Origin of the sequence: Lentzea sokolovensis (assembly GCF_033949975.1) — a bacterium.
Taxonomy (GTDB): domain Bacteria; phylum Actinomycetota; class Actinomycetes; order Mycobacteriales; family Pseudonocardiaceae; genus Lentzea; species Lentzea sokolovensis.
Genome location: NZ_JAXAVU010000001.1, coordinates 847,263 through 866,506, shown reverse-complemented (window position 1 = coordinate 866,506; position 19,244 = coordinate 847,263). Strand labels below are relative to the sequence as shown.

The window sequence follows — 19,244 nt, the reverse complement described above, 5'->3', positions numbered from 1 at the left end:
CGTGCAACGGGACCTGAGTCCGAGGCGTCTATGTGGACGGATGCGCGGTGATGATCAGCACTCGATACAGTTCGACCGCGCTGGATCCACTTCAAACTGGGGAAGTGAATGAAACTGAAGCGTTTTGCCGTGCTGGGCACGGTTGTCGCGCTCGCCGGTGCGAGCCTCGCGCCGGCGGCGTCGGCCGACGAGTACCACCGCCCGCTGGCCGACCGGCTGCGTGAGGCGATCGTCGCGCAGAACTTCAAGGACGTCATCGACCTGACCCCGCCGGAGCCGGGCGCGCGGTCGGCGGGCAAGCGGGAGAAGTACGACGCCTCACCCGCCGAGCTGATGAACAAGGCCCGGTCGTTGACGGCGGCGGCGGCGGGCAAGCCGTTGCACCAGACGCCGAACATGGACGCGGCGATCATCGAGCTCGACGTCCTCGGCCGCCCGAAGTCCGTGGCGAACGTGCTGCTCAGCCCGCAGTACCCGAACGGCGTGGTCGTGCCGGTCACGCAGAAGGGGCTGTCCACCGACCAGGTGCGCTACCGCTGGTGGGACGACACCGAGTGGGACGTCAACGGCGGCAAGGGCACCGTCGACGTGCTGCCCGGCCGGGAGAACGCGGCGATCGACTTCTCGTCGCCGTACCCCGCGTCGGTGCTGAAGCTGATGGTGGGCTTCGGCGTCCTGCGCCTGGCCGACCAGGGCAAGATCGATCTCGACGCCGACTACGTCTACGCACCGAACCCGGTGCGCCCGGCGTGCGGCGGGCCGACGGTGAAGAAGATCCGGCAGCACTTCGACGAGATGATCACGAAGTCGCAGAACGAGTCCACCTGCTCGCTGATCAAGCTGATCCACGACCACAACGCGTGGGGCGAGGTCAACCAGACGTTCGCCGACCTCGGCATGCCGACCCTGATGGTCACCGGCACGCTGCCCGGCAACGGCGGCCAGTGGATCGGCTCCAACATGAGCGGCCTCGACACCGCGAAGCTCCTGCTGCTGGTCAACGGCGGCGCGGGCGTGCTGTGGACGACCGACAAGGGCAAGCCGGTCACCCGCAACGAACTCTCGTCCTCGTCGCGGAAGTTCTTCCAGGAGACGCTGGCGGGCCAGGGCCACAACGAGATGCTGTCCACGCCGAACTGGTGCGGTCGCGACTACCCGACGCAGGGCATCCCGCAGCAGGTGCCGTCGCGCTGGATCAAGCCGGACGGCACCGTGACCGTCGGCGACGCGGTCTACGACCGTGACGTCCGCCCGTGCAACGACGCCGCCGAGGTGACGTTCGCGCACAAGACGGGCTGGGTCGACACGACCGGCTCCGACGCGGGCATCGTGAAGTCCTTGCGCGGCAAGGACAACCGCAACTACATCGTGGTCGTGTTCTGCAACCTGGGCACCGACTACGTGGACGCGAACCGCCCGGCCGACCCGCCCGGCGTGTATCCCGTGCTGTACACCCAGAAGTACGCGCAGCTCGGCAAGGCGATCGACACCATCATGAAGAACCTGTAGTCAGCGGTGCGGCACCGCGGTCACACGGCCGCGGTGCCGATCAGCCCGTTGCGCGTCACCCGTTCCGCCAGCTCGGCTTCGGAGAGGTCTTCCGTGCCAGAGGGCCGGCGCGGCAGCACCATGTACCGCGACTCGGCGTTCGCGTCCCAGACCTCGATCCTGGTGGTCCCGGGCAGCGTCAGCCCGAACTGCTCCAGCACCTCGCGCGGGTGGCTGACCACCTTCGAGCGGTAGGCCGTGCTCTTGTACCAGGTGGGGGACGGTCCGAGCAGCGAGAGCGGGTAGCAGCTGCAGAGCGTGCAGACGATGACGTTGTGCACGTCCTCGGTGTTCTCGACGACGTGCAGCCGTTGCACCTGCAGGCCGCCGCCCATCGACAGGCCGAGTTCGGGCAACGCCTCGTTCGCGTTCTCCAGCAGCCGCGTCCGGAAGCCGTCGTCGGTCCAGGCCCGTGCCACGACCCGGAACCCGTTGGCGGGGGAGGCCTTGTGCGCGAACGCCTCCAGCACCTGGTCCAGTTCCCGGGGGTCCAGCAGCCCCTTCTCCTCGAGGATCGCTTCCAGCTCCCGCACGCGCGCGGCGATCGGGGAGTCGTCGTGGTCGTCACTCATCGCTGAGGTAGTCCTCCCAGAGGGACAGCGTCACGCTGTGGTCGCCGTGGCCGAACAGTTCGCGTGCGGAGAACCGCACCAGGTACACCTGTTGTGGCTGCTGGATTCCGCGCGCGCTGAGGTCCGCCAGCGGATGGACGCCGTCGTGGCCGATCACCGTGCCGCGACGGCCGCGCGCGTAGTGCGGCAGCCGGGTGTGGTGATCCGGGTCCACTGTGGACGTCCGGACGCGGTCGCCGGTCCGGTAGCGCTCAGACAACGCCGCGCTCCTTCAACAGGGTCTGGATCGCGCGGAACCAGTTCTCGTAGTAGGACGACTCGTGCGACATGGTCCGTTCGACGGCGTCCCGGAACTGGTCCAGGTTGTAGACGCCCTGCCCGATCAGCGCGCGGTTCATGGCCATCACGTGCGCTTCCCAGTCCGCGTGGAAGGGCGGCTCGTCGAGCTCCTCGATCACGGGCCCGAACCCGTCCTGCCCGCCGACGTCGTTGATCCTCGGCATGTCACCTCCTGCGCTCAGCCAGATTCTGCGCCGCCTCCCGCCAGTTCGGGAAGTGGAACTCGAATCCGGCCTGCCCGAGCCTGCCCGGCACGACCCGGCGGCTCTTGAGCAGCAGCTCGGTGTCGGTGCGCAGGGCGAACGCCCCGAGCCCGGCCATCCAGCGGGTCGCGGGCAGCCCCACGGGCACGTTCCAGGCCTGGCGGAGGTCGCGCATGAACTCCCGCTGCGGCACCGGGTTCGGCGCCGCGAGGTTGACCGGCCCCGCGATCGGCTCCCTGATCAGCAGCGCGACCGCCCGCACGAAGTCGTCGTCGTGGATCCACGAGACGTACTGGCGCCCGCCCGCCACCGAGCCGCCCAGCCCGAGCCGGGTCAGCCACGACAGGTAGTCGAACACGCCACCGCGGTCGGGACTCATCACCATCGCCGACCGCAGCGCGACCTTGCGGGTGCCCGGCGTGTCGGCCTCGTCCAGCTCGGCCTCCCAGCGCTTGGCGATCTCGACGCTGTACGCCCAGTAGCCCGGCACGTCCGGCTCGCGCCCGCCGACGACCCCGGTCTCCTCGTCGTTCGCGGCGTCGAACCGGTGCGCGTAGATCGTCGCCGTGCTCATCTGCAGCCAGACCGAGGGCGGGTCGTCCGCCTTCGCGATGGCCTCGCCGACCACCCGCGCCGAATCGACCCGCGACCGCATCATCTGCCGCAGGTTCTCCGCCGTGTAGCGGCAGCTCACGCTCCGCCCGGCCAGGTTGACCACGACGTCGGCGCCGTCGATCTCCTGCGCCCACCTGCCCAGCGTGTGGCCGTCCCACCGCACGCCGGCGCTACGACTGATGATCACCACGTCGTGGCCCGCCGCCCTGAGCGCGCGGGTCAGCACGCCGCCGACCTGCCCGGTACCGCCTGGAATCACGATCTTCATGTCTGGTCGTCCCCCTCGGCGCCGACGCTAGCCCCCGGTCGCTGAGAGGTGTTTCAGCTATGCTCCGGCAAAACGCTCAAACGAACAGGCGGTCGGTCATGCGGGAGTCCAGCGAGGCACGGCGGCAGCGGATTCTGGCCGTCACGGCATCGCGGGGCACGGTCAAGGTGAGCGATCTGGCCGAGGAGCTGGACGTTTCGATCGTCACGATCCGGCGGGACGTCGAGGAGCTCGCCCGGCTCGGCAGGCTGCGCCGCGGGCACGGGGTCGCGCGGTCGCTCACACCGGTCGAGCAGCCCGCGCCGAAGCAGGCCACGAACGGGGCGATCGCGCTCGTCGTGCCGGAGCGCCACACGTACCTGTACGAGACGATGAACGGTGCCCGCAAGACGCTCGAAGAGGCCGGCATGCGGGTCGTCCTGCACATCGCGCCGCAGGTCAGAGGTGCCGAGCGGCCCATCGTCGAGAAGGCGCTGACCGAGCAGGTGCAGGGGCTGCTGATGGCGCCGCGCTGGCGCACGTCCGAGGAGGAGGCGCAGGACGACTGGCTCGCGGACACCGGCGTGCCGACCGTCCTCATGGAACGCCGCCCGAGCGGAGGCCTGCGGGCGATGAACTCCGTGTGCTCGGACCACTGGTACGGCATGCATCTGGCCGTGAAGCACCTGACCGACCTCGGACATCGTCGGATCGTGCTGGCCGCACGCGACGACAGTCCGACGGCGCGGGTGCTGCGCAGGGCGTTCCAGGAGATCTCGGCGGACCTGGAGGACGCCGTCACGGTGCGGAGCTCGCCGGACACCGGCCTCGTGGACGTGCTGCGGAAGCATCGCGCCACGGCGGCGGTCCTGCACGGCGACGAGGACGCGTTGATGCTGGTCCAGCAGATGATGCACGCCGGGATGGAGGTGCCGCGGATGTGCTCGGTCGTCTCGTACGACGACGTGGTCGCGTCGCTCGGCAGCATCCCGCTCACGGCCGTCGCGCCACCGAAGACCGAGGTCGGCCGGGTCGCCGCGGAACTGCTGCTCCGGAAGCTGAAAGGCGAGGCCACAGCCTCCGAACGCATCGAGCTGCTGCCCGCGTTGAAGATCCGCTCATCGACTGAGCGTTTGACCGTTTCTTGACGACAAAGCGATCAGGCGATCAGGATGCGCTCCATGCGCCTGAGTCGTCGCACACTTCTCGCGGCGGGTCTCACGGCACCATTGGCGGCCTGCTCCACTCCGCAACGCCGCGGTGCCGGAGGTCCGGTAGAGATCACGTTCTGGTCGGCCCTGCGAGGTAGTCAGCAGGTCGTCGACGCGTTCAACTCCTCGCAGAACCGCATCAGGGTGGTCTTCCAGCAGATCCCCTCCGGTGGGCAGGGCGGCTACGCCAAGCTCAGCAACGCGGCTCGTGCGGGCAACGCACCGGACATCGCCACGATCGAGTACCCGCAGGTGCCGGGGTACGCGATCGACGGCGTCGCCAGGGACATCACCGACCTCGTGACCGATCGCGTCAAGCAGAAGCTCCTGCCACAGGCGCTCAAGCTCACGACCTTCGACAACCGCGTGTTCAGCGTCCCGCTCGACATCGAGCCGATGGTCCTGCACTACCGCGAGGACCTGTTCCAGGCCAACGGTTTCGAGATCCCGACGACCTGGGACGAGTTCGCCGACCTCGCCCGCACGGTCAAGAGCAGGTTCCCGGAGAAGAAGCTCGCCCTGTTCCCCACCGACGGTGGCACGCAGTTCGCGTGCTTCGCCTGGCAGGCCGGCGGGCAGTGGTTCGACACCAGTGATGGCAAGTGGCGCGTGTCCCTCGCCGACGGGCCCACCCAGAAGGTCGCGGCCTACTGGCAGCGGCTCATCGACGAGGACGTCGTGTTCCGCAACGCGGGCGACAGCAAGCAGCACGACGCCCAGATCGGCCAGGACCGCGTCCTCACCAGGCTGAGCGGCGCGTGGGACGCGGGCGCGCAGATGCGGGCGCGGCCCGGTCAGAAGGGCAAGTGGCGCATCGCCCCGATGCCGGTCTGGGACGAGCAGGTGGTCGGCACGCACGGCGGCTCCACCTTCGCGATCACCAAGGACTCCCAGGAGCCCGAGGCGGCCATGGAGTTCATCGAGTGGCAGACCACCCACCCGGACGCGCTGACGGCGCGGTTGAAGAGCGGCACCAGCAGCCAGTACCCGGTCGCGCCCGGCCTGGTCGAGGCGGGCGCCAAGGCGTTCCCCGGCGAGTACTACGGCGGTCAGGACATCTACCGGCTCTTCGAACGGGAGGCGAACAAGATCCGCGACGGCTGGGTGTGGGGGCCGCGGATGACCGCCACGCTGAAGGTGATGCAGGACGGGTTCGCGAAGGCGGGCGCCGGTGAGGGCACGCTGATCGACGCCGTGCGGACGGCGCAGAGCGGCACGATGCCGGACCTGAAGGCCCTCGGTCTGTCCACTGAGGAGGGTGCGCGATGAAGGGCAAACTCGCCTGCGCCGTCCTGATGGCGCCGTTCTTCCTGTTGCTGGTCACGGTGTTCCTGATCCCGACCGGCACCGCGATCTGGCTCAGCTTCTTCGCCGCCGACCAGCCGGGACTGGGCTTCGGCCCGGAGAGCACGGTGTTCGTCGGCCTGCGCAGCTACGTCGCCGTGCTCAGCGACCCGACGTTCCGGGGCGGTCTCCTGACCGTGGTCCTGTACTGCCTGCTCTACATCCCGCTGATGGTCGTCGGCGCGCTCACCCTCGCGCTGCTGCTGGACTCCGGGGTGGCGAAGCTCCGCGGCTGGATGCAGATGGGCCTCTACCTGCCCCACGCCGTGCCGGGCATCATCGCGGCCCTGATCTGGCTCTACCTCTACACGCCAGGTCTGAGTCCGATCATCGACCTGTTCGCCCAGGCCGACATCCAGATCAACTTCCTCGGCATCCACACGGTGCTGCCGTCGATCGTGAACATCGCCCTGTGGAGCAACCTCGGCTACAACATGGTGATCTTCTACGCCGCGTTGCAGGCCGTGCCGCGCGAAGTTCTGGAAGCGTCCGTCGTGGACGGAGCCGGTCCGGTCAAGCAGGCGCTGCGGATCAAGGCGCCGCTGGTGCGCGGCGCGATCGTCACGGTCGGCATCTTCACGCTCATCTGGGCGCTGCAGCTGTTCACCGAACCCGTGCTGCTCAGCCAGTCCACACCCATGATCAGCGCCCGGTTCTCGCCGAGCATGTACATCTACGACGCCGCCTTCACCCGCAACAACTACGGCCTCGCCGCGGCCGCGTCCGTGATCCTGCTGGCCTTCACGGTCGCGCTGTCCTTCGGCGTCACCCGCTGGACGAACAGGAAGGCCGCCTGATGACCCTCCTCGGCCGGACCACGGTCAACGTCGTGATCGGCGTCGCGGTGCTCTACACCCTGCTGCCGGTGATGTGGCTGGTGCTCGCCGCCACGAAGAACGTCGACGCGTTGTTCCAGAGCAACTTCTTCTCGTTCAGCGACTTCAGCTTCGTGGAGAACGTCAAGAACCTGTTCGCGATGGACAAGGGCCTGTACGGGCGCTGGTACGTCAACAGCCTGCTGTACGCGGTGATCGGTGCCGCCGCCAGCGCGTTCATCTCCATCGCCTCGGGTTACGCGTTCGACAAGTACTCGTTCCGCCACAAGGAGAAGCTCTTCGGGCTCGTGCTGGCGGCGGTCATGGTGCCGCAGACCGTGCTCGCGCTGCCGCTGTACCTGATGGCGTCCGAGGCGGGCCTGGTGAACACGTTCTGGGCGGTGTTCATCCCGGCGCTGTTCAACCCGTTCGGCGTCTACCTCGGCCGGATCTTCTCCCAGGGCTACGTGCCGGACGAGGTGCTGGAGGCGGCCCGCATCGACGGCGCGGGCGATCTCGCCACCTACTTCAAGGTCGCGCTGCGGATGCTCGGGCCGGGCATGGTGACGCTGTTCCTGTTCCAGCTCACCACGATCTGGAACAACTTCTTCCTGCCCATGGTGATGCTGTCCGACCAGAAGCTCTACCCCGTCAGCCTTGGCCTCTACCAGTGGAACAGTTCGGCCACGGTGTCTCCAGAGTACTACCCGGTGGTGATCATGGGATCTCTCTTCGCGGTGCTGCCGCTGATCGTCGCGTTCATGTTGCTGCAACGGTTCTGGAAGGCCGGCATGACCGCGGGAGCCGTCAAGTGAGGGCCGCGGGCGTGATGTCGGAGGAGGCCGCCGCCGCCGTCCTCGCGCCCGTGCTCCACGACCTGAAAGCGCTGTGCGACTTCGAGGGCGTCAGCGAGGACTTCGCCGGCGTGCCCGACGTCGACCTGCTCGTCACGGGCTGGGGCTGCCCGCCGATCACCGCCGAGGTGCTCGATCGGCTGCCCAGCCTCAAGGCCATCGTGCACACCGCGGGGTCGGTCAAGGGCTTCGTCACCGACGCCTGCTGGGACCGGGGCATCGCGGTGTCGTCGGCCGCCCAGGCCAACGCGCTGCCGGTCGCCGAGTACACCGTCGCGATGATCCTGCTGAGCGGCAAACGGGTGCTCGAACGTGCCCGCGAGTACCGCGAGACCAAGCAGATGTCGGTGTACGGGGTCTCGCCGTCCGTGGGCAACTTCGGCGCCACGGTCGGCATCCTGTCCGCGTCGCTGATCGGCCGCCGGGTGATCGAGCTGCTGGCGCCCTACGATTTCCAGGTGCTGGTGCACGATCCGTTCGTGACCGAAGTGGACGGTGCCGAGTCCGTGAGCATCACCGAGCTGTTCGACCGCAGCGACGTGGTCAGCGTGCACACGCCGTTGCTGCCGGAGACCGTCGGGCTGGTCAGCGCCGAGCTGCTCGGCCTGCTGCGCGACGACGCCGTGCTGATCAACACCGCCCGCGGCGCCGTCGTCGACCAGGACGCGCTGGCGGGCGAGGCCGGCCGGATCCGGGCGGTGCTCGACGTGACCGATCCCGAGGTGCTGCCGGCGGACCACCCGTTGTGGCGCAACGACCACGTGCTCATCACGCCCCACCTGGCGGGCTCACAGGGCAACGAGTGGGGCCGCCTCGGGCAGCACGCTTTGGGCGAGGTCCGCAGATGGGCGGCCGGCGAGCCGTTCGAGACACCCGTGCCCGCGGAACGAAGGGAACACATCGCGTGAGCCACAGCCGCGAACAATGGGTCGGCACGGCGGACGCGCTGCTGGGCTCCGCCTGGCGGTACGCGTCCCCGGACCAGGCGTTTCTGGATCTGCCGGGCAGGCCGTCGCGCAGCGGTGTCCGGTCCGACGGGCTGGAGGGGTACGCCCGCACGTTCCTCGCCGCCGCCTTGCGCACCGCGCACGGCGAGGACCCGCACAACTGGCTGGAGCGCTACGCCGCGGGGCTGGCGGCCGGCACGGCGGGGGAGTGGCCCGCGATCTTCGACGTCGGCCAGCCCATGGTCGAGTCGGCCTCGGTGGCACTGGGCCTGCGCCTCACCAAACCGTGGCTCTGGGACAAGCTTCCCGAGGCCGTGCAGGACCGGGCGGAGGCCTGGCTGCGGGAGGCGCTGCGGCACGTTCCCGCCGCCAACAACTGGTACTTCTTCCCGTACACCGTGGCGTCGTTCCTGGAGTCGGCCGGACGTGGTGACGACGAGACCCGTCAGGCTCAGGACCGCGCCATGGAACTGCTGGAAGGCTGGTACGTCGGCGACGGCTGGTACTCCGACGGCGACGGCCGCGCGTTCGACCACTACAACGGCTGGGCGCTGCACCTCTACCCGGCGCTGGACGCGCACCTGAACGGCCGGCCGGTCACCACGCACCTGCGCGAACACCTGGAGAGCTTCCACCTGATGTTCGGCGCGGACGGCGCCCCGCTCTACTTCGGACGTTCGCTCACCTACCGCTTCGCCGCCGCGTCGGCCGTGGCACTGGGCGCGGTCACCGGCGAGACGCCGCTGAGTCCCGGCCACTCCCGTCACCTCATCGGCCAGACCCTCCAGTACTTCCTCGACCGGGGATCGCTGTCCGACGGCCTGCTCAGTCTCGGCTGGCACGGCCCGCACGAGGCCGGTCTCCAGGTCTACTCCGGACCGGCCTCGCCCTACTGGGCGTCGAAGGCGTTCGTCTGCCTGCTCGCCGGCCCCGACCATCCACTGTGGACGGCACCGGAGGAGAGCCAGGACGAGGACCGCACGCTCGCGCTGCCCGGCCCGGGTTTCCTGATCCAGCGGCACAACGGCGTGACACGGCTGCACAACCACGGCAGCGACCACGTCCGTCCGTTCGAGGGCGAGTACGCGACCGAGGACGACCCGCTCTACAGCCGCTTCGCCTACTCGACGGCCAGCGGCCCGACCGCGCAGCACAACGTCGCCGACAACCACATCAGCCTGGTCGTCCGGGGCGATCGCAGCGTGCGCAGGCGGATTCACCCGCTGGGCGCGGCGGACAACTGGGCCGCGTCCTGGCACCGGCCGGTGTTCGACGCGAACCAGCACATGGTGCCGGGCCTGCGGATCGAGAGCGTCACGGCCGTCTGGGACGACCAGGAGCTGCGCATCCACCGCGTGATCGGCGCGCCGCCCGGTACGAGGGCCGAGCTCACCGGCTGGGCGACGGACCTGCCGTCCCCGCTGGTCGGGGTGCGGGGCTGGACCGGTGAGGAATCGCGGACCGCGCCGCAGGGCACGGCGTTCACCACCACGGCGAAGGTCCCCGTGCTGACCGCGGACGTCGAGGGCACCGTGACGCTCGCGGCGGTAGCGGTGCTCAACGGCACCGTTGCGGAAGTCGACTGGAATGCCCGTGTCGACGAGATCCTCCGGCTGACCCTGGACGCCTGAACGGGGTAACGCGGCGGCGGCAGGCCCGATGAAGGGATGTGCGCATCACCCTTCTCGCCGCCGCCGCGTTCCTGCTCGCCGCCTGCACCTCCACGCCGGAGGCCGCGCCGTCGCAGGTGCCGCCGGCGCCGACCACCGTCGAGCAGCCCGCGGGCAACGGCCCGAACTGCGCGAACGCCAACTCCTCCGTCGTGGGCAAGGCTCTCGGGCTGAGGCTGCAGGGTCAGCAGGAGACCGTCGACAAGGCGGTCACGACCTGCCGTTACGTGGGCGCGGGCATGCCGGTCGAGGTGCGGTTCACGGCGAACGCGACCGCCACCACGTTCGCCAAGGGCAAGCCGGAGAAGGCCAAGGCGCTCGAGGGCCTGTTCGACGAGGCCTACGAGGCGACCGCCGGTGGGGCCGAGACCGCGCAGCACACGGTGGCCGCGCGCAAGGGCAAGACCCAGATCGAAGTGATGTCCCCGGCGGGCGTCGAGCCGTCGAAGAAGCTGATCACCGACCTCTTCGGCCGGATCTAGACGGGGACGTCGAAGAACGAGAGCACGCGCGCGCCGGGTGCCAGCCACGGTTCCAGCAGCGCGTTCGCCCGGCCGGGATCGCGGTGGAACAGTCCGACCCGCACCGCGAACACCAGGTCGAACCGCCGATCGCCGAGGTTCATGTCCTCCAGCGACGCGATGAGGAACTCCGCCCTGCCCGACGCCACGTACGACGCGTTGCGGCGGGTCGCGGCCTCGATCATCTTGGTGGAGCGGTCGATCGCGGTGAGCGAGCCGGTGGACAGCAGTTCGCACACCAGGGTGGCGGCCACGCCCTGACCGCAGCCGATCTCCAGCACCCGGTCACCGGGCCGGATGGCGAGTTGGCCGACCACACCCCGCAGACGCTCGCTCATGGTCCACATGATGCGTCAGCACGGCGGGCGGGGCTACTCCCGCAGCCCCGGCCCGCAGTGATCGAGTGCTGCGGTGATCAGCCCAGGCCGCCCAGGTTGACCATCCAGTTGACGCCGAACTTGTCGACGAGGTCGCCGTACTCGTCGCCCCACATCTGCTTCTCCAGCGGGGTACCGACCTTGCCGCCGTCGGCGAGGGCGTTGAAGTAGTCGCGCAGCACTTCCTCGTCGCCCGACAGCGACACCGTGATGCTGGAGCCGGACTTGTACTCCATGCCGGGAGGCGTGTCGGCGGCCATGATCGTGTAACCGGCGTCGGTCTCCAGCTGCGCGTGCATGATCTGGTCGGCCTGCGGCGTGTCCTGCATGCCGAACTCGCCGAAGGTGTTCATCTTCAGTTCGCCGCCGAAGACAGACTGGTAGAACTCCATCGCCTGGCGGGCCTGACCGTCGAAGCTGATGTACGGGTTGAGGCGAGTGGCCACCGGAATCGCTCCTTCTGGAAGACGGATCCGCATCCTCGCAAACCCTTGGTACACCTACAACTTGAACTTACTCGGTAACACCGGAGTCACCCTGAGCGACCTTGCCCGTGTACATGAGTGTGGCTTCGGGTGTGAGCGGGTGGAACGTTCCGGCGCGCACGTCGCGGTAGGCGCGTTCCAGCGGCGACCGCTTGAAGAACGACCGTCCACCCAGGACCTCCATCGCGACGTCCACGACCTCGATCGCCTCCACCACGGCCTGCCGCTTGGCCAGCATCACGGTGACGGTCGACTCGGCGTTGGCCGTGTAGTCGTCGCCGAGCTCATCGATCGAGCCCATCAGCGACCACCACGCGGTGCGCAGCTTGTAGTCCATCAACCCGATCTGCCTGGTGGCGTTCTTCGACGTCGTCCGCACGGCCACGTCCCGCGCACCCGACGCGATGCCGAAGTACGTCGCCCCGCACACCGGTGCGAAGTGGACGACCGCGGCGAACAGGGGCGCGCCGAACTCGCCGTACGGCCGGCGGGCGGCGATCTTCTCGGCCGGGATGAACACGTCCTCCAACACGACGTCGTGGCTGGCCGTGCCGCGCATGCCGAGCGTGTCCCACGTTTCCTCGATGCGCACACCGTCGGCGTTCAGCGGCGCGCTGAAGTGCAGCACCTCGTCGCCGAGAACAGCGGACGTCGCCACGACGTTCGCGCGCGGCGACTGGCTGCAGAACGCCTTGCGGCCGTTCACCAGGAAACCGCCGTCCACGGGCGTCGCCGTCGTCGTGGGCCACAGCCAGTCCGAGCCGCCGCTGGTAGCGATGACCAGGCCTTCCGCTGCCACGCGTCGCAGCACGCCCTCCGCGTCCGGTGCGCCCTTGCGTCTGCGATACCCCTGCATCAGCGTCAGGTACAGGTGCATGGTGACGGCCAGCGCGGTGGCGCCGTCGTGCCGTGCGAGCTCGGCCTGCGCGTAACAGACCTGGCGCATCGTGGCGCCGAGCCCGCCCAGTTCCTCGGGTACGGCCAACGCCAGGTAGCCCTCCTCGCGCATGGCCTCGTACGCCTCGCTCACGAACGTGGCGTCGCGGTCGTGCTCCGGTGCGTGCGCCGCCGCGACCGCGCCGATGCGGGCGGCCATCTCGACGAACTTCGCGTCGTCGTCTCTGGTGACGGTGGGGAACGTGCCGGTCACCCGCGGTGTCTCAAGTGTTGTCATGCGACCAACGTAAGAACGCGCAAGCCCCGCAGGTAGTTCTGAAAGTGAACCGGACGGCGGTAACGAAACGTCCGCCGCGACGGAGACTTTCCCTGTGAGGACGTATGCGCAGTACTGCCCGATCGTCCGCGCCGTCGAGGTGCTGGGCGACCGGTGGACGTTGCTGATCGTGCGGGACATGCTCGTCGGTGCCTCGCGCTTCAACGAGCTGTCCCGGGGCCTTCCGGGACTCTCGCGGGCCCTGCTGTCCCGGCGGCTGCGGCAGCTCGCGAACGCCGGTCTGGTGCAGCGCAACGGCGACGGCTACACGCTGACGCCGCCCGGACTGGCGTTGCGCCCCTTGGTGTTCGGCCTCGCCGACTGGGGCGCCCGGTACGCGTTCGGCGATCCGCGCGCCGACGAGCTCGACCCCGAGGTGCTGATGTGGTGGATGCACGGCCGCATCGACACCGGCACGCTGAGCAAGCGCGCGAACATCGAGGTCCGCATCCAGGACCGCCGCCGCACGTTCTGGCTCGTCGTCGAACCCGGTGACGCCTCGATCTGCTACACCGACCCCGGCCTGGAGGTCGACGCCGTGCTGGCGTCCGACATCGCGACGCTCTACCGGATGTGGGAGGGCGAGGTCGGCCTGCTCGACGCGGTGCGCGCGGGCACGATCGAGCTGACCGGCTCGCGCTGGGTGGTGCGCGGCCTGCCGGGGTGGCTGAAGCTCAGCCCGGTCGCCGAGCACGTGCGCGCCGCGAAAGCGGACGCCTGACCAGCGGCGACAAGAATTTCGAAGATTTTCTGGGCTGTCGTGTCGATCCGGGCCGGTGCCCGTTCGACGCATCAGTGGAAGGACACGACAGCCCAGGAGGAACTCGACATGACCGCCACGATCACCACGCCCGCCGTTGTTGTTCGCAAGTCGGCCGCCGCGCGGCACGCGACGCTCGTGACCCGCGTGCTGACCGGCCTGCTGTTCACCGTCACCGGCCTGAACGGGTTCCTGAACTTCATGCCCGCACCGGACCCGAGCACGATGGCGCCCGCCGGGGTCGCGTTCACGACCGCCCTGTACGCCACCGGGTACATGCTGCAGCTGGCCTCGGGTGTGCAGCTCGTCGCCGGTGTCCTGCTGGTGATCGGCCGGTTCGTCCCGCTGGCGCTCGCGATCCTGGCTCCGATGGTCGTGAACATCTTCCTGATCCACGTCTTCCTGGAGCCGTCCGGTCTCGGCATCGCGATCCTGGTGGTGCTGGCCGAGATCGGTCTCGCGTGGGCGTACCGCGACCAGTTCCGCCCGATGCTCCAGGCCCGCTAGACCCCTACCGCGCCATGAACGCGGCCAGCAGCGCCTGCACCTCGTAGACGTCGACGCCCTTGCCGAACTGCTTGGAGATCGGGGCGTCGGCGCTGGAGACCCAGATCTTCAGTTCCGCGTCCATGTCGAAGTGGCCGGCCGTCTCGACGGAGAACTGCGTGATCGCCTTGTAGGGCACGGAGTGGTACTCGACCTTCTTGCCCGTCATGCCCTGCTTGTCGACCAGGATCAGCCTCCGGTCGGTGAACAGGAACGAGTCTCGCACCAGCTGGTACGCCGCGTGGATCTGTTCCCCCTGCGCCAGCAGCCGCCCGAACTCCTTCGCGGCGTCCCGCGGGTCGAGCTTCGACGCGTTCCCCATCATTCCGCTGAGAAGTCCCATACGTCCACGTTTACCAGGCTTTCCCAAAGCTTGTCCCGGTACTGGGACTCTGCTGTCCGAGCGCTTCCCGTCGTAGCCCGAAAGTGGATCTCAACAGCCACTCGATCGGGGAGAACGACACGATGCGCAAGCACCTCATCGGCGCCGCCGGACTGGCGGGGGTCACCGCCCTTCTCGTCGGATGTACCAGCGCCCCAGCACAATCCGCCACCACGGAGGCGGCGCCGGCGCCCGAGCAGATCAAGGCGTTGTTCGCCGACTGGAACAACGCCCTCGCCACGGGGGACGCCCAGAAGGTGGCCGATCGCTACGCTCCGAACGCGGTTCTGCTGCCCACGGTGTCGAACCAGGTGCGGTCCACGCGCGCCGAGATCGTCGACTACTTCGAGCACTTCCTGCTGAACAAGCCGAGCGGGGAGATCCTCGACTCGCACGTCGCCGTCCTCGACACCGACGACGCGATCGACGCGGGCACCTACCGGTTCTCGCTCACCAAGGACGGCAAGCCGACGACCGTGGACGCCCGCTACACGTTCGTCTACGAGAAGATCGGCGGGAAGTGGCTCATCGTGAACCACCACTCGTCGGCGATGCCGGAGCAAGCCTGATCCGCACGCACAACCCGCCGCTGGACGAGGCCTCCAGCGACACCGCGCCGCCGTCGTCGGTGACGAGCTGCTTGACGATCGCGAGGCCCAGGCCCGATCCGCCCTTGCCGGTGAGGCCCTGACCGCGCCAGAACCGGTCGAACGCCCGCGCCCGGTCGGCCTCCGGCAGGCCGGGGCCGGCGTCGAGGACCTCCACCAGGCCCGGCCGCGTGGTGCGGACGAGGATCGTGGCGCCGTCCGGGGACACCTCCAGCGCGTTGGACAGCACGTTGTCCAGCACCTGCTCGAGGTGCCCCGGCGTCGCGAGGACGCGGATGTCGAAGCCCTCGCTGAGCAGGGAGATCGAGCGTTCGTCCGCGGCGGCGCGCCACGCGGTGAACCGTTCCGCGACGACGTCGAGCACCTGCACCGGTTCGGGGTGGGGCACGTCCGCCTCGGCGCGTGCCAGCGCCAGCAGGCCGTTGACCAGCCGCGACATCCGCACGACCTCGGCCGTCGCCATGTCGACGTCCTCGCGGACCACCGGGTCGTCGACGCCGTCGGCCACGTTGTCGAGCGAGAGCCGCAGCGCGGTCAGCGGGGTGCGGAGCTGATGCGAGGCGTCGCCGATGAACGCCCGCTGCGAGCCGACCAGCGTGCCGATCGTCTCGGTGGCGTTGTTCAGGGTCCTGGCGAGCGTGCGGGTCTCCGGAGGTCCCGTCTCCTCGGCCCGCGCGGACAGGTCGCCGTCGCGCAGCCGGCCCGCCATCGCGTTCAGTTCGCGCAACGGCCGGGTGACCCTGCGCGCCAGCCACAGTCCCAGGAACGCCGCCAGGATCAGCACGCCCACGGCGAGCGCGGCCCGGAAACCCCAGATCTGCCAGAGCCGTTCCGTGATCGGACCGTCCGGATAGGACAGCCGGATCGCACCGACGACCGTGCCGTCCGGTGTCTTCGCCGGCACCGTGAGCTTCAGTCCCTCGTCGTCCCAGACCGTCGACTCCGCCTGCGGTTCGAGGACGTCGATCTGGCCGGGCGTCTGGCGTTCGTAGGCGTCCACCAAGGCGTTCAACGACCGCGTGTCACCGGAGGCGAGCAGCAGGGCCGCGGTCTCGGCCTCGCGGCGCGCGGTGTTCACGGCGTCGCCGTAGATCTGGGCGTTCAGCGTGAACGCCACCGGCACCGTGAACGCGGCGATCGCCACCGTCACCAGGAGCACGTAGCTCCAGGCGAGCTGGCGGATCACGGGAGCACCAGCCGGAATCCCACGCCCCGCACGGTTTCCAGCGAGGCCGCGTCACCGAGCTTGCGGCGCAGCACCCCGACGTGCACGTCGAGCGTCTTGGTGGGGCCGAACCAGTTCTCGTCCCACACCGCCTCCATGATCTGCTCGCGGGTGAACACCGCGCCCGGTTCCTCGGCCAGGAACGACAGCAGGTCGAACTCCTTCGGCGTCAGCTCGACCTCGTCCCCGTCGAGGTGCACCCGCCGCCCGCGCCGGTCGATGCGCACCCGCCCGTGCACCTCCGGCTCGCGTTGGGCAGGCTGCACGCGCCGAAGAACCGCACGCATCCGTGCGACGACCTCGCGCACCCCGAACGGTTTGGTGACGTAGTCGTCAGCGCCGATCTCCAGCCCCACGACCCGGTCGACCTCGTCGGACCGCGCGCTGATCACGATGATCGGCACGTCCCCGCGCGCCCGCAGCTCACGACAGACGTCGAGGCCGTCCATGTCGGGCAGCCCCAGATCGACGAGCACCAGGGCGAACTCCCCGGCCGTCAGCGCTTCCGCACCCGTGCGCACCCACGTGACCTCGAACCCGTAGCGGGACAGCCCTCGCGTCAGCGATTCCGCGATCGGCTCGTCGTCCTCCACCAGCAGCACCCGCATGGGCGCTGATCATTCCATTGAACGAGGTAGAGCGTTGCGCAGGCGGATGCCGCTGAACTCCAGCGAGCTTCTGGTCACCTCGTCCCAGAACGGCCAGAGGTTGGCCAGCACACGCAGTTCGATCCCCGCTTCTTCGTGCAGTGCGAACAGGTCGCCGACACGCTCGGCCGGACCCAGCGGCATCACCGGTTCGGTCGCGACGTGGGCGTGCGCACCGCCGGCGCCGTCCTCGCCGAACGGCCGGAACATGCTCGCGGGCAACCGGTACGCGTACAGCTCCACGGTCCGCATCCGTTCCAGCCACCCGTACTCGATCGCGTGCACCCTGCTCGTGCCGTCGCTCGTCCACGCCATGGCCCGCGGGCACTGCCGGGGAAACCAGTAGTCGGGGGAGCGTGCGGCATCCACGGCCCACACGTACTCGCCGGGCTGCCGCGCCGTTGCCGCCAGATGCGGGACGAACCGGGTGATCGAAGGATCTTCGGAGAAGTGCAACACCTGACCGTGTGCGGGCCGCATGTGGTCATACTGGCCCGCATGCGGAGGTTGACGCTCGCGGTTTTGCTGGTCCTCACCGGCTGCTCTTCAGGCGGTGCGGACAACACGGTCGGCTTCACCGTCGTCGACCTCACGGCCCCGCCCGAAGCGTTGGCGACGCACGGCGACATGCTGGTCATCGGCACCCGCCCGTCCGACCACCCGGAACTCGTCACGCGGACCAAGGACGGCGCGCTGAGCAACTCCAGGCTGACCCCGGCGACCCCGTACGGCAAGGAAGCGCACTGGTACGGCATCACGTCCGACGGCACCACGATCACCGGCGTCGGCGGGGAACGGGGCGGCGCGCACGGCAACGTCCGCTGGAGCGCCTGGACCGGCGACACCCGTGCCATCAACGAGAAACCGCAGGCCTTCAGCACGTTCGGCGGCTACGGCGCGGGCGAGCTGATCGGCCCGGTGCGCACCGCGAAGGGCCCGTTGATCGTCGGCACCTGGCAGAGCGCCAGGGCGGGCCTCGACCTCGCGGCCTGGACGTTCGCGGACGACACCTGGACCCGGCAGCCGTCCGCCGGCACCGTGCTGGAGAGCTCGCAGGAACTCCTCCGGTTCCCGCTGGCCGTCACCCCGGACGGCGACGGAGCCCTCGTCGTCGGCTGGCAGATCGCGAAGGGCGTGGTGAGCGCCGCTGTCTGGCGGTTCGACGGCACCACCTGGACCACCGCGACCCTCCCCGACGGCGACGCCGCGCTGGCCGCCCGCTGCTGGAACGGCACCTGCCACGTCGTCGGCCGTGCCCAGGGCAAGCTCGCCTGGTGGTCGGGCCCGGACTGGAAGAAGCTGGCCACCCCGGACATTCCGGTCGGTGACGACGACACGCTCGCCGCGCCCGTCTCCGTCAACGGCACGCCGACGTTGTTCGTCGACCACAACGGCGTGAAATTGGTGTCCGAAAAGGACGAACGCCCGGCGGAGGGCCCGTCCGGCAAGGTCGTGGCGGCGGAGAAGGTCGGCGACCAGGTGTTCGTGATCGCCGGCGGGCGGCTGTGGCGCCTCAGCTGACCGGCGACTCCTTCAGGCCGGAGAACACGGTGTCGATCAGACGCCGTCCCTGAGTCACACCCTCTTCGTTGTTGGGGACGCGCCACAGGAAGCTCATCAGCATGATGACGTCCGCGGGGTCGTGCCCCGCGGCGATGGTGCCCTCGGCCACGCAGGCGTCGACCAGTCTGCCCACCGCCTCGCCGGCCGGTCCCCAGGACTCGCGGACCATCTTCTGGGCCGCCTCGCTGTGCAGCGCGTCGCCGAGACCGTGCTTGAGGCGGATGTAGGCCGACAGGGTCTCGAACCACTCGACGAACGCGGCCCGCGCCGACGAGTGACGTGCCAGGACCTCGTCGGCGGTGGTGACCAGGCGGTCGATGTCGTGCTGGTACGCCCCGAGGACCAGGTCCTCGCGGGTGGGGAAGTGGCGGTAGAGCGTCCCCGCGCCGACGCCGGCGCGCTTGGCGACCTCGCTCAGCGTCGCCAGCGGGTTCTCCGCGAACAGCTCGTGAGCTGCCTCGATGATCGCGACACGGTTGCGCGCGGCGGCCTTGCGCTGCGTGCCGTAGGTGCTCGGCGTCTCGTCGGTCATGGGTCGATGATGCCCTCCGG

At 69.4% G+C, this 19,244-nt stretch carries 24 protein-coding genes; 12 read left to right on the top strand and 12 right to left on the bottom strand.

All coding sequences use genetic code 11. The features are described 5' to 3' along the window. The first annotated feature begins 129 nt into the window (after positions 1-129). Complete coding sequence (locus SK854_RS03580) at positions 130-1,509, top strand: serine hydrolase (protein ID WP_319973486.1); 1,380 nt, start codon at positions 130-132, stop codon at positions 1,507-1,509. A gap of 20 nt (positions 1,510-1,529) precedes the next feature. Here SK854_RS03580 and SK854_RS03575 read toward each other — a convergent pair whose 3' ends face one another. Genes SK854_RS03575 through SK854_RS03565 form a run of 4 tightly spaced genes read right to left on the bottom strand, consistent with a single transcriptional unit; the run spans position 1,530 to position 3,545 of the window. Continuing rightward, on the bottom strand, positions 1,530-2,120 hold the full coding sequence (locus SK854_RS03575; RefSeq protein WP_319973485.1) for a nitrile hydratase subunit alpha: 591 nt from the start codon (positions 2,118-2,120) through the stop codon (positions 1,530-1,532). Then, entirely contained in the window at positions 2,113-2,379 is a 267-nt protein-coding gene (locus tag SK854_RS48190; RefSeq protein WP_090068687.1) for an SH3-like domain-containing protein, read from the bottom strand. Before SK854_RS48190 ends, SK854_RS03575 begins: the two co-directional genes overlap by 8 nt. Beyond that, entirely contained in the window at positions 2,372-2,623 is a 252-nt protein-coding gene (locus tag SK854_RS48185; RefSeq protein WP_330277663.1) for a hypothetical protein, read from the bottom strand. Before SK854_RS48185 ends, SK854_RS48190 begins: the two co-directional genes overlap by 8 nt. 1 nt (position 2,624) lies before the next feature. Continuing rightward, positions 2,625-3,545: a TIGR01777 family oxidoreductase gene (locus SK854_RS03565; RefSeq protein ID WP_319973484.1), complete on the bottom strand. Its 921-nt coding sequence runs from the start codon at positions 3,543-3,545 to the stop codon at positions 2,625-2,627. Positions 3,546-3,643: 98 nt separating this feature from the next. Here SK854_RS03565 and SK854_RS03560 point away from each other — a divergent pair, with 98 nt between their 5' ends. The 7 genes from SK854_RS03560 to SK854_RS03530 are packed head-to-tail and all read left to right on the top strand — an operon-like array spanning position 3,644 to position 10,847. Continuing rightward, the gene (locus SK854_RS03560; RefSeq protein ID WP_319973483.1) at positions 3,644-4,672 is read left to right on the top strand and encodes a substrate-binding domain-containing protein; all 1,029 of its coding nucleotides are present in this window, start codon (positions 3,644-3,646) and stop codon (positions 4,670-4,672) included. 33 nt (positions 4,673-4,705) lie between these two features. After that, on the top strand, positions 4,706-6,004 hold the full coding sequence (locus SK854_RS03555) for an ABC transporter substrate-binding protein (RefSeq protein ID WP_319973482.1): 1,299 nt from the start codon (positions 4,706-4,708) through the stop codon (positions 6,002-6,004). After that, positions 6,001-6,876: a carbohydrate ABC transporter permease gene (locus tag SK854_RS03550; protein ID WP_319973481.1), complete on the top strand. Its 876-nt coding sequence runs from the start codon at positions 6,001-6,003 to the stop codon at positions 6,874-6,876. The genes SK854_RS03555 and SK854_RS03550 overlap by 4 nt, the downstream gene beginning before the upstream one ends. Further along, positions 6,876-7,709 carry a carbohydrate ABC transporter permease gene (locus SK854_RS03545; protein ID WP_319973480.1) on the top strand — a complete coding sequence of 278 codons (834 nt, stop codon included), beginning with the start codon at positions 6,876-6,878 and terminating at the stop codon, positions 7,707-7,709. The genes SK854_RS03550 and SK854_RS03545 overlap by 1 nt, the downstream gene beginning before the upstream one ends. Beyond that, positions 7,706-8,656 (top strand): hydroxyacid dehydrogenase, encoded by a 951-nt coding sequence (locus SK854_RS03540; protein ID WP_319973479.1) that lies wholly within the window; start codon positions 7,706-7,708, stop codon positions 8,654-8,656. The genes SK854_RS03545 and SK854_RS03540 overlap by 4 nt, the downstream gene beginning before the upstream one ends. Beyond that, on the top strand, positions 8,653-10,326 hold the full coding sequence (locus tag SK854_RS03535; protein WP_319973478.1) for a DUF2264 domain-containing protein: 1,674 nt from the start codon (positions 8,653-8,655) through the stop codon (positions 10,324-10,326). The genes SK854_RS03540 and SK854_RS03535 overlap by 4 nt, the downstream gene beginning before the upstream one ends. A gap of 38 nt (positions 10,327-10,364) precedes the next feature. Then, entirely contained in the window at positions 10,365-10,847 is a 483-nt protein-coding gene (locus tag SK854_RS03530; RefSeq protein ID WP_319973477.1) for a hypothetical protein, read from the top strand. On the opposite strand, the gene SK854_RS03525 is transcribed toward SK854_RS03530, so the two are convergent. The 3 genes from SK854_RS03525 to SK854_RS03515 form a co-directional block, all read right to left on the bottom strand. After that, positions 10,844-11,224, bottom strand: coding sequence for a class I SAM-dependent methyltransferase (locus tag SK854_RS03525; RefSeq protein WP_319973476.1), 381 nt, complete (start codon positions 11,222-11,224; stop codon positions 10,844-10,846). The two genes, SK854_RS03530 and SK854_RS03525, sit on opposite strands and share 4 nt — an antisense overlap. 77 nt (positions 11,225-11,301) lie before the next feature. Continuing rightward, positions 11,302-11,709 (bottom strand): VOC family protein, encoded by a 408-nt coding sequence (locus SK854_RS03520; protein ID WP_093588285.1) that lies wholly within the window; start codon positions 11,707-11,709, stop codon positions 11,302-11,304. 67 nt (positions 11,710-11,776) lie between these two features. Next, positions 11,777-12,922 (bottom strand): acyl-CoA dehydrogenase family protein, encoded by a 1,146-nt coding sequence (locus SK854_RS03515; RefSeq protein ID WP_319973475.1) that lies wholly within the window; start codon positions 12,920-12,922, stop codon positions 11,777-11,779. Positions 12,923-13,016: 94 nt separating this feature from the next. Here SK854_RS03515 and SK854_RS03510 point away from each other — a divergent pair, with 94 nt between their 5' ends. Further along, positions 13,017-13,682 carry a winged helix-turn-helix transcriptional regulator gene (locus tag SK854_RS03510; RefSeq protein ID WP_319973474.1) on the top strand — a complete coding sequence of 222 codons (666 nt, stop codon included), beginning with the start codon at positions 13,017-13,019 and terminating at the stop codon, positions 13,680-13,682. Positions 13,683-13,790: 108 nt separating this feature from the next. Further along, positions 13,791-14,228 carry a DoxX family membrane protein gene (locus SK854_RS03505; RefSeq protein ID WP_319973473.1) on the top strand — a complete coding sequence of 146 codons (438 nt, stop codon included), beginning with the start codon at positions 13,791-13,793 and terminating at the stop codon, positions 14,226-14,228. Between the two features lie 4 nt (positions 14,229-14,232). On the opposite strand, the gene SK854_RS03500 is transcribed toward SK854_RS03505, so the two are convergent. Continuing rightward, positions 14,233-14,610 (bottom strand): PH domain-containing protein, encoded by a 378-nt coding sequence (locus SK854_RS03500; RefSeq protein WP_319973472.1) that lies wholly within the window; start codon positions 14,608-14,610, stop codon positions 14,233-14,235. A gap of 122 nt (positions 14,611-14,732) precedes the next feature. Between SK854_RS03500 and SK854_RS03495 the strand changes: the two genes are divergently transcribed. Continuing rightward, entirely contained in the window at positions 14,733-15,218 is a 486-nt protein-coding gene (locus tag SK854_RS03495; protein ID WP_319973471.1) for an SgcJ/EcaC family oxidoreductase, read from the top strand. Here SK854_RS03495 and SK854_RS03490 read toward each other — a convergent pair. Genes SK854_RS03490 through SK854_RS03480 form a run of 3 tightly spaced genes read right to left on the bottom strand, consistent with a single transcriptional unit; the run spans position 15,175 to position 17,609 of the window. Then, complete coding sequence (locus SK854_RS03490) at positions 15,175-16,443, bottom strand: HAMP domain-containing sensor histidine kinase (protein ID WP_319973470.1); 1,269 nt, start codon at positions 16,441-16,443, stop codon at positions 15,175-15,177. The two genes, SK854_RS03495 and SK854_RS03490, sit on opposite strands and share 44 nt — an antisense overlap. Beyond that, positions 16,440-17,090, bottom strand: coding sequence for a response regulator transcription factor (locus SK854_RS03485; RefSeq protein WP_319973469.1), 651 nt, complete (start codon positions 17,088-17,090; stop codon positions 16,440-16,442). Before SK854_RS03485 ends, SK854_RS03490 begins: the two co-directional genes overlap by 4 nt. Positions 17,091-17,099: 9 nt before the next feature. Continuing rightward, positions 17,100-17,609: a DUF6886 family protein gene (locus tag SK854_RS03480; RefSeq protein WP_319973468.1), complete on the bottom strand. Its 510-nt coding sequence runs from the start codon at positions 17,607-17,609 to the stop codon at positions 17,100-17,102. An 18-nt stretch (positions 17,610-17,627) separates the two neighbouring features. Here SK854_RS03480 and SK854_RS03475 point away from each other — a divergent pair, with 18 nt between their 5' ends. Beyond that, positions 17,628-18,650, top strand: a complete 1,023-nt coding sequence (locus SK854_RS03475; RefSeq protein ID WP_319973467.1) for a hypothetical protein — start codon at positions 17,628-17,630, stop codon at positions 18,648-18,650. Here the strand turns inward: SK854_RS03475 and SK854_RS03470 are convergent. Then, positions 18,643-19,224 carry a TetR/AcrR family transcriptional regulator gene (locus SK854_RS03470; protein WP_319973466.1) on the bottom strand — a complete coding sequence of 194 codons (582 nt, stop codon included), beginning with the start codon at positions 19,222-19,224 and terminating at the stop codon, positions 18,643-18,645. The genes SK854_RS03475 and SK854_RS03470 overlap by 8 nt on opposite strands. Positions 19,225-19,244: the final 20 nt, after the last annotated feature.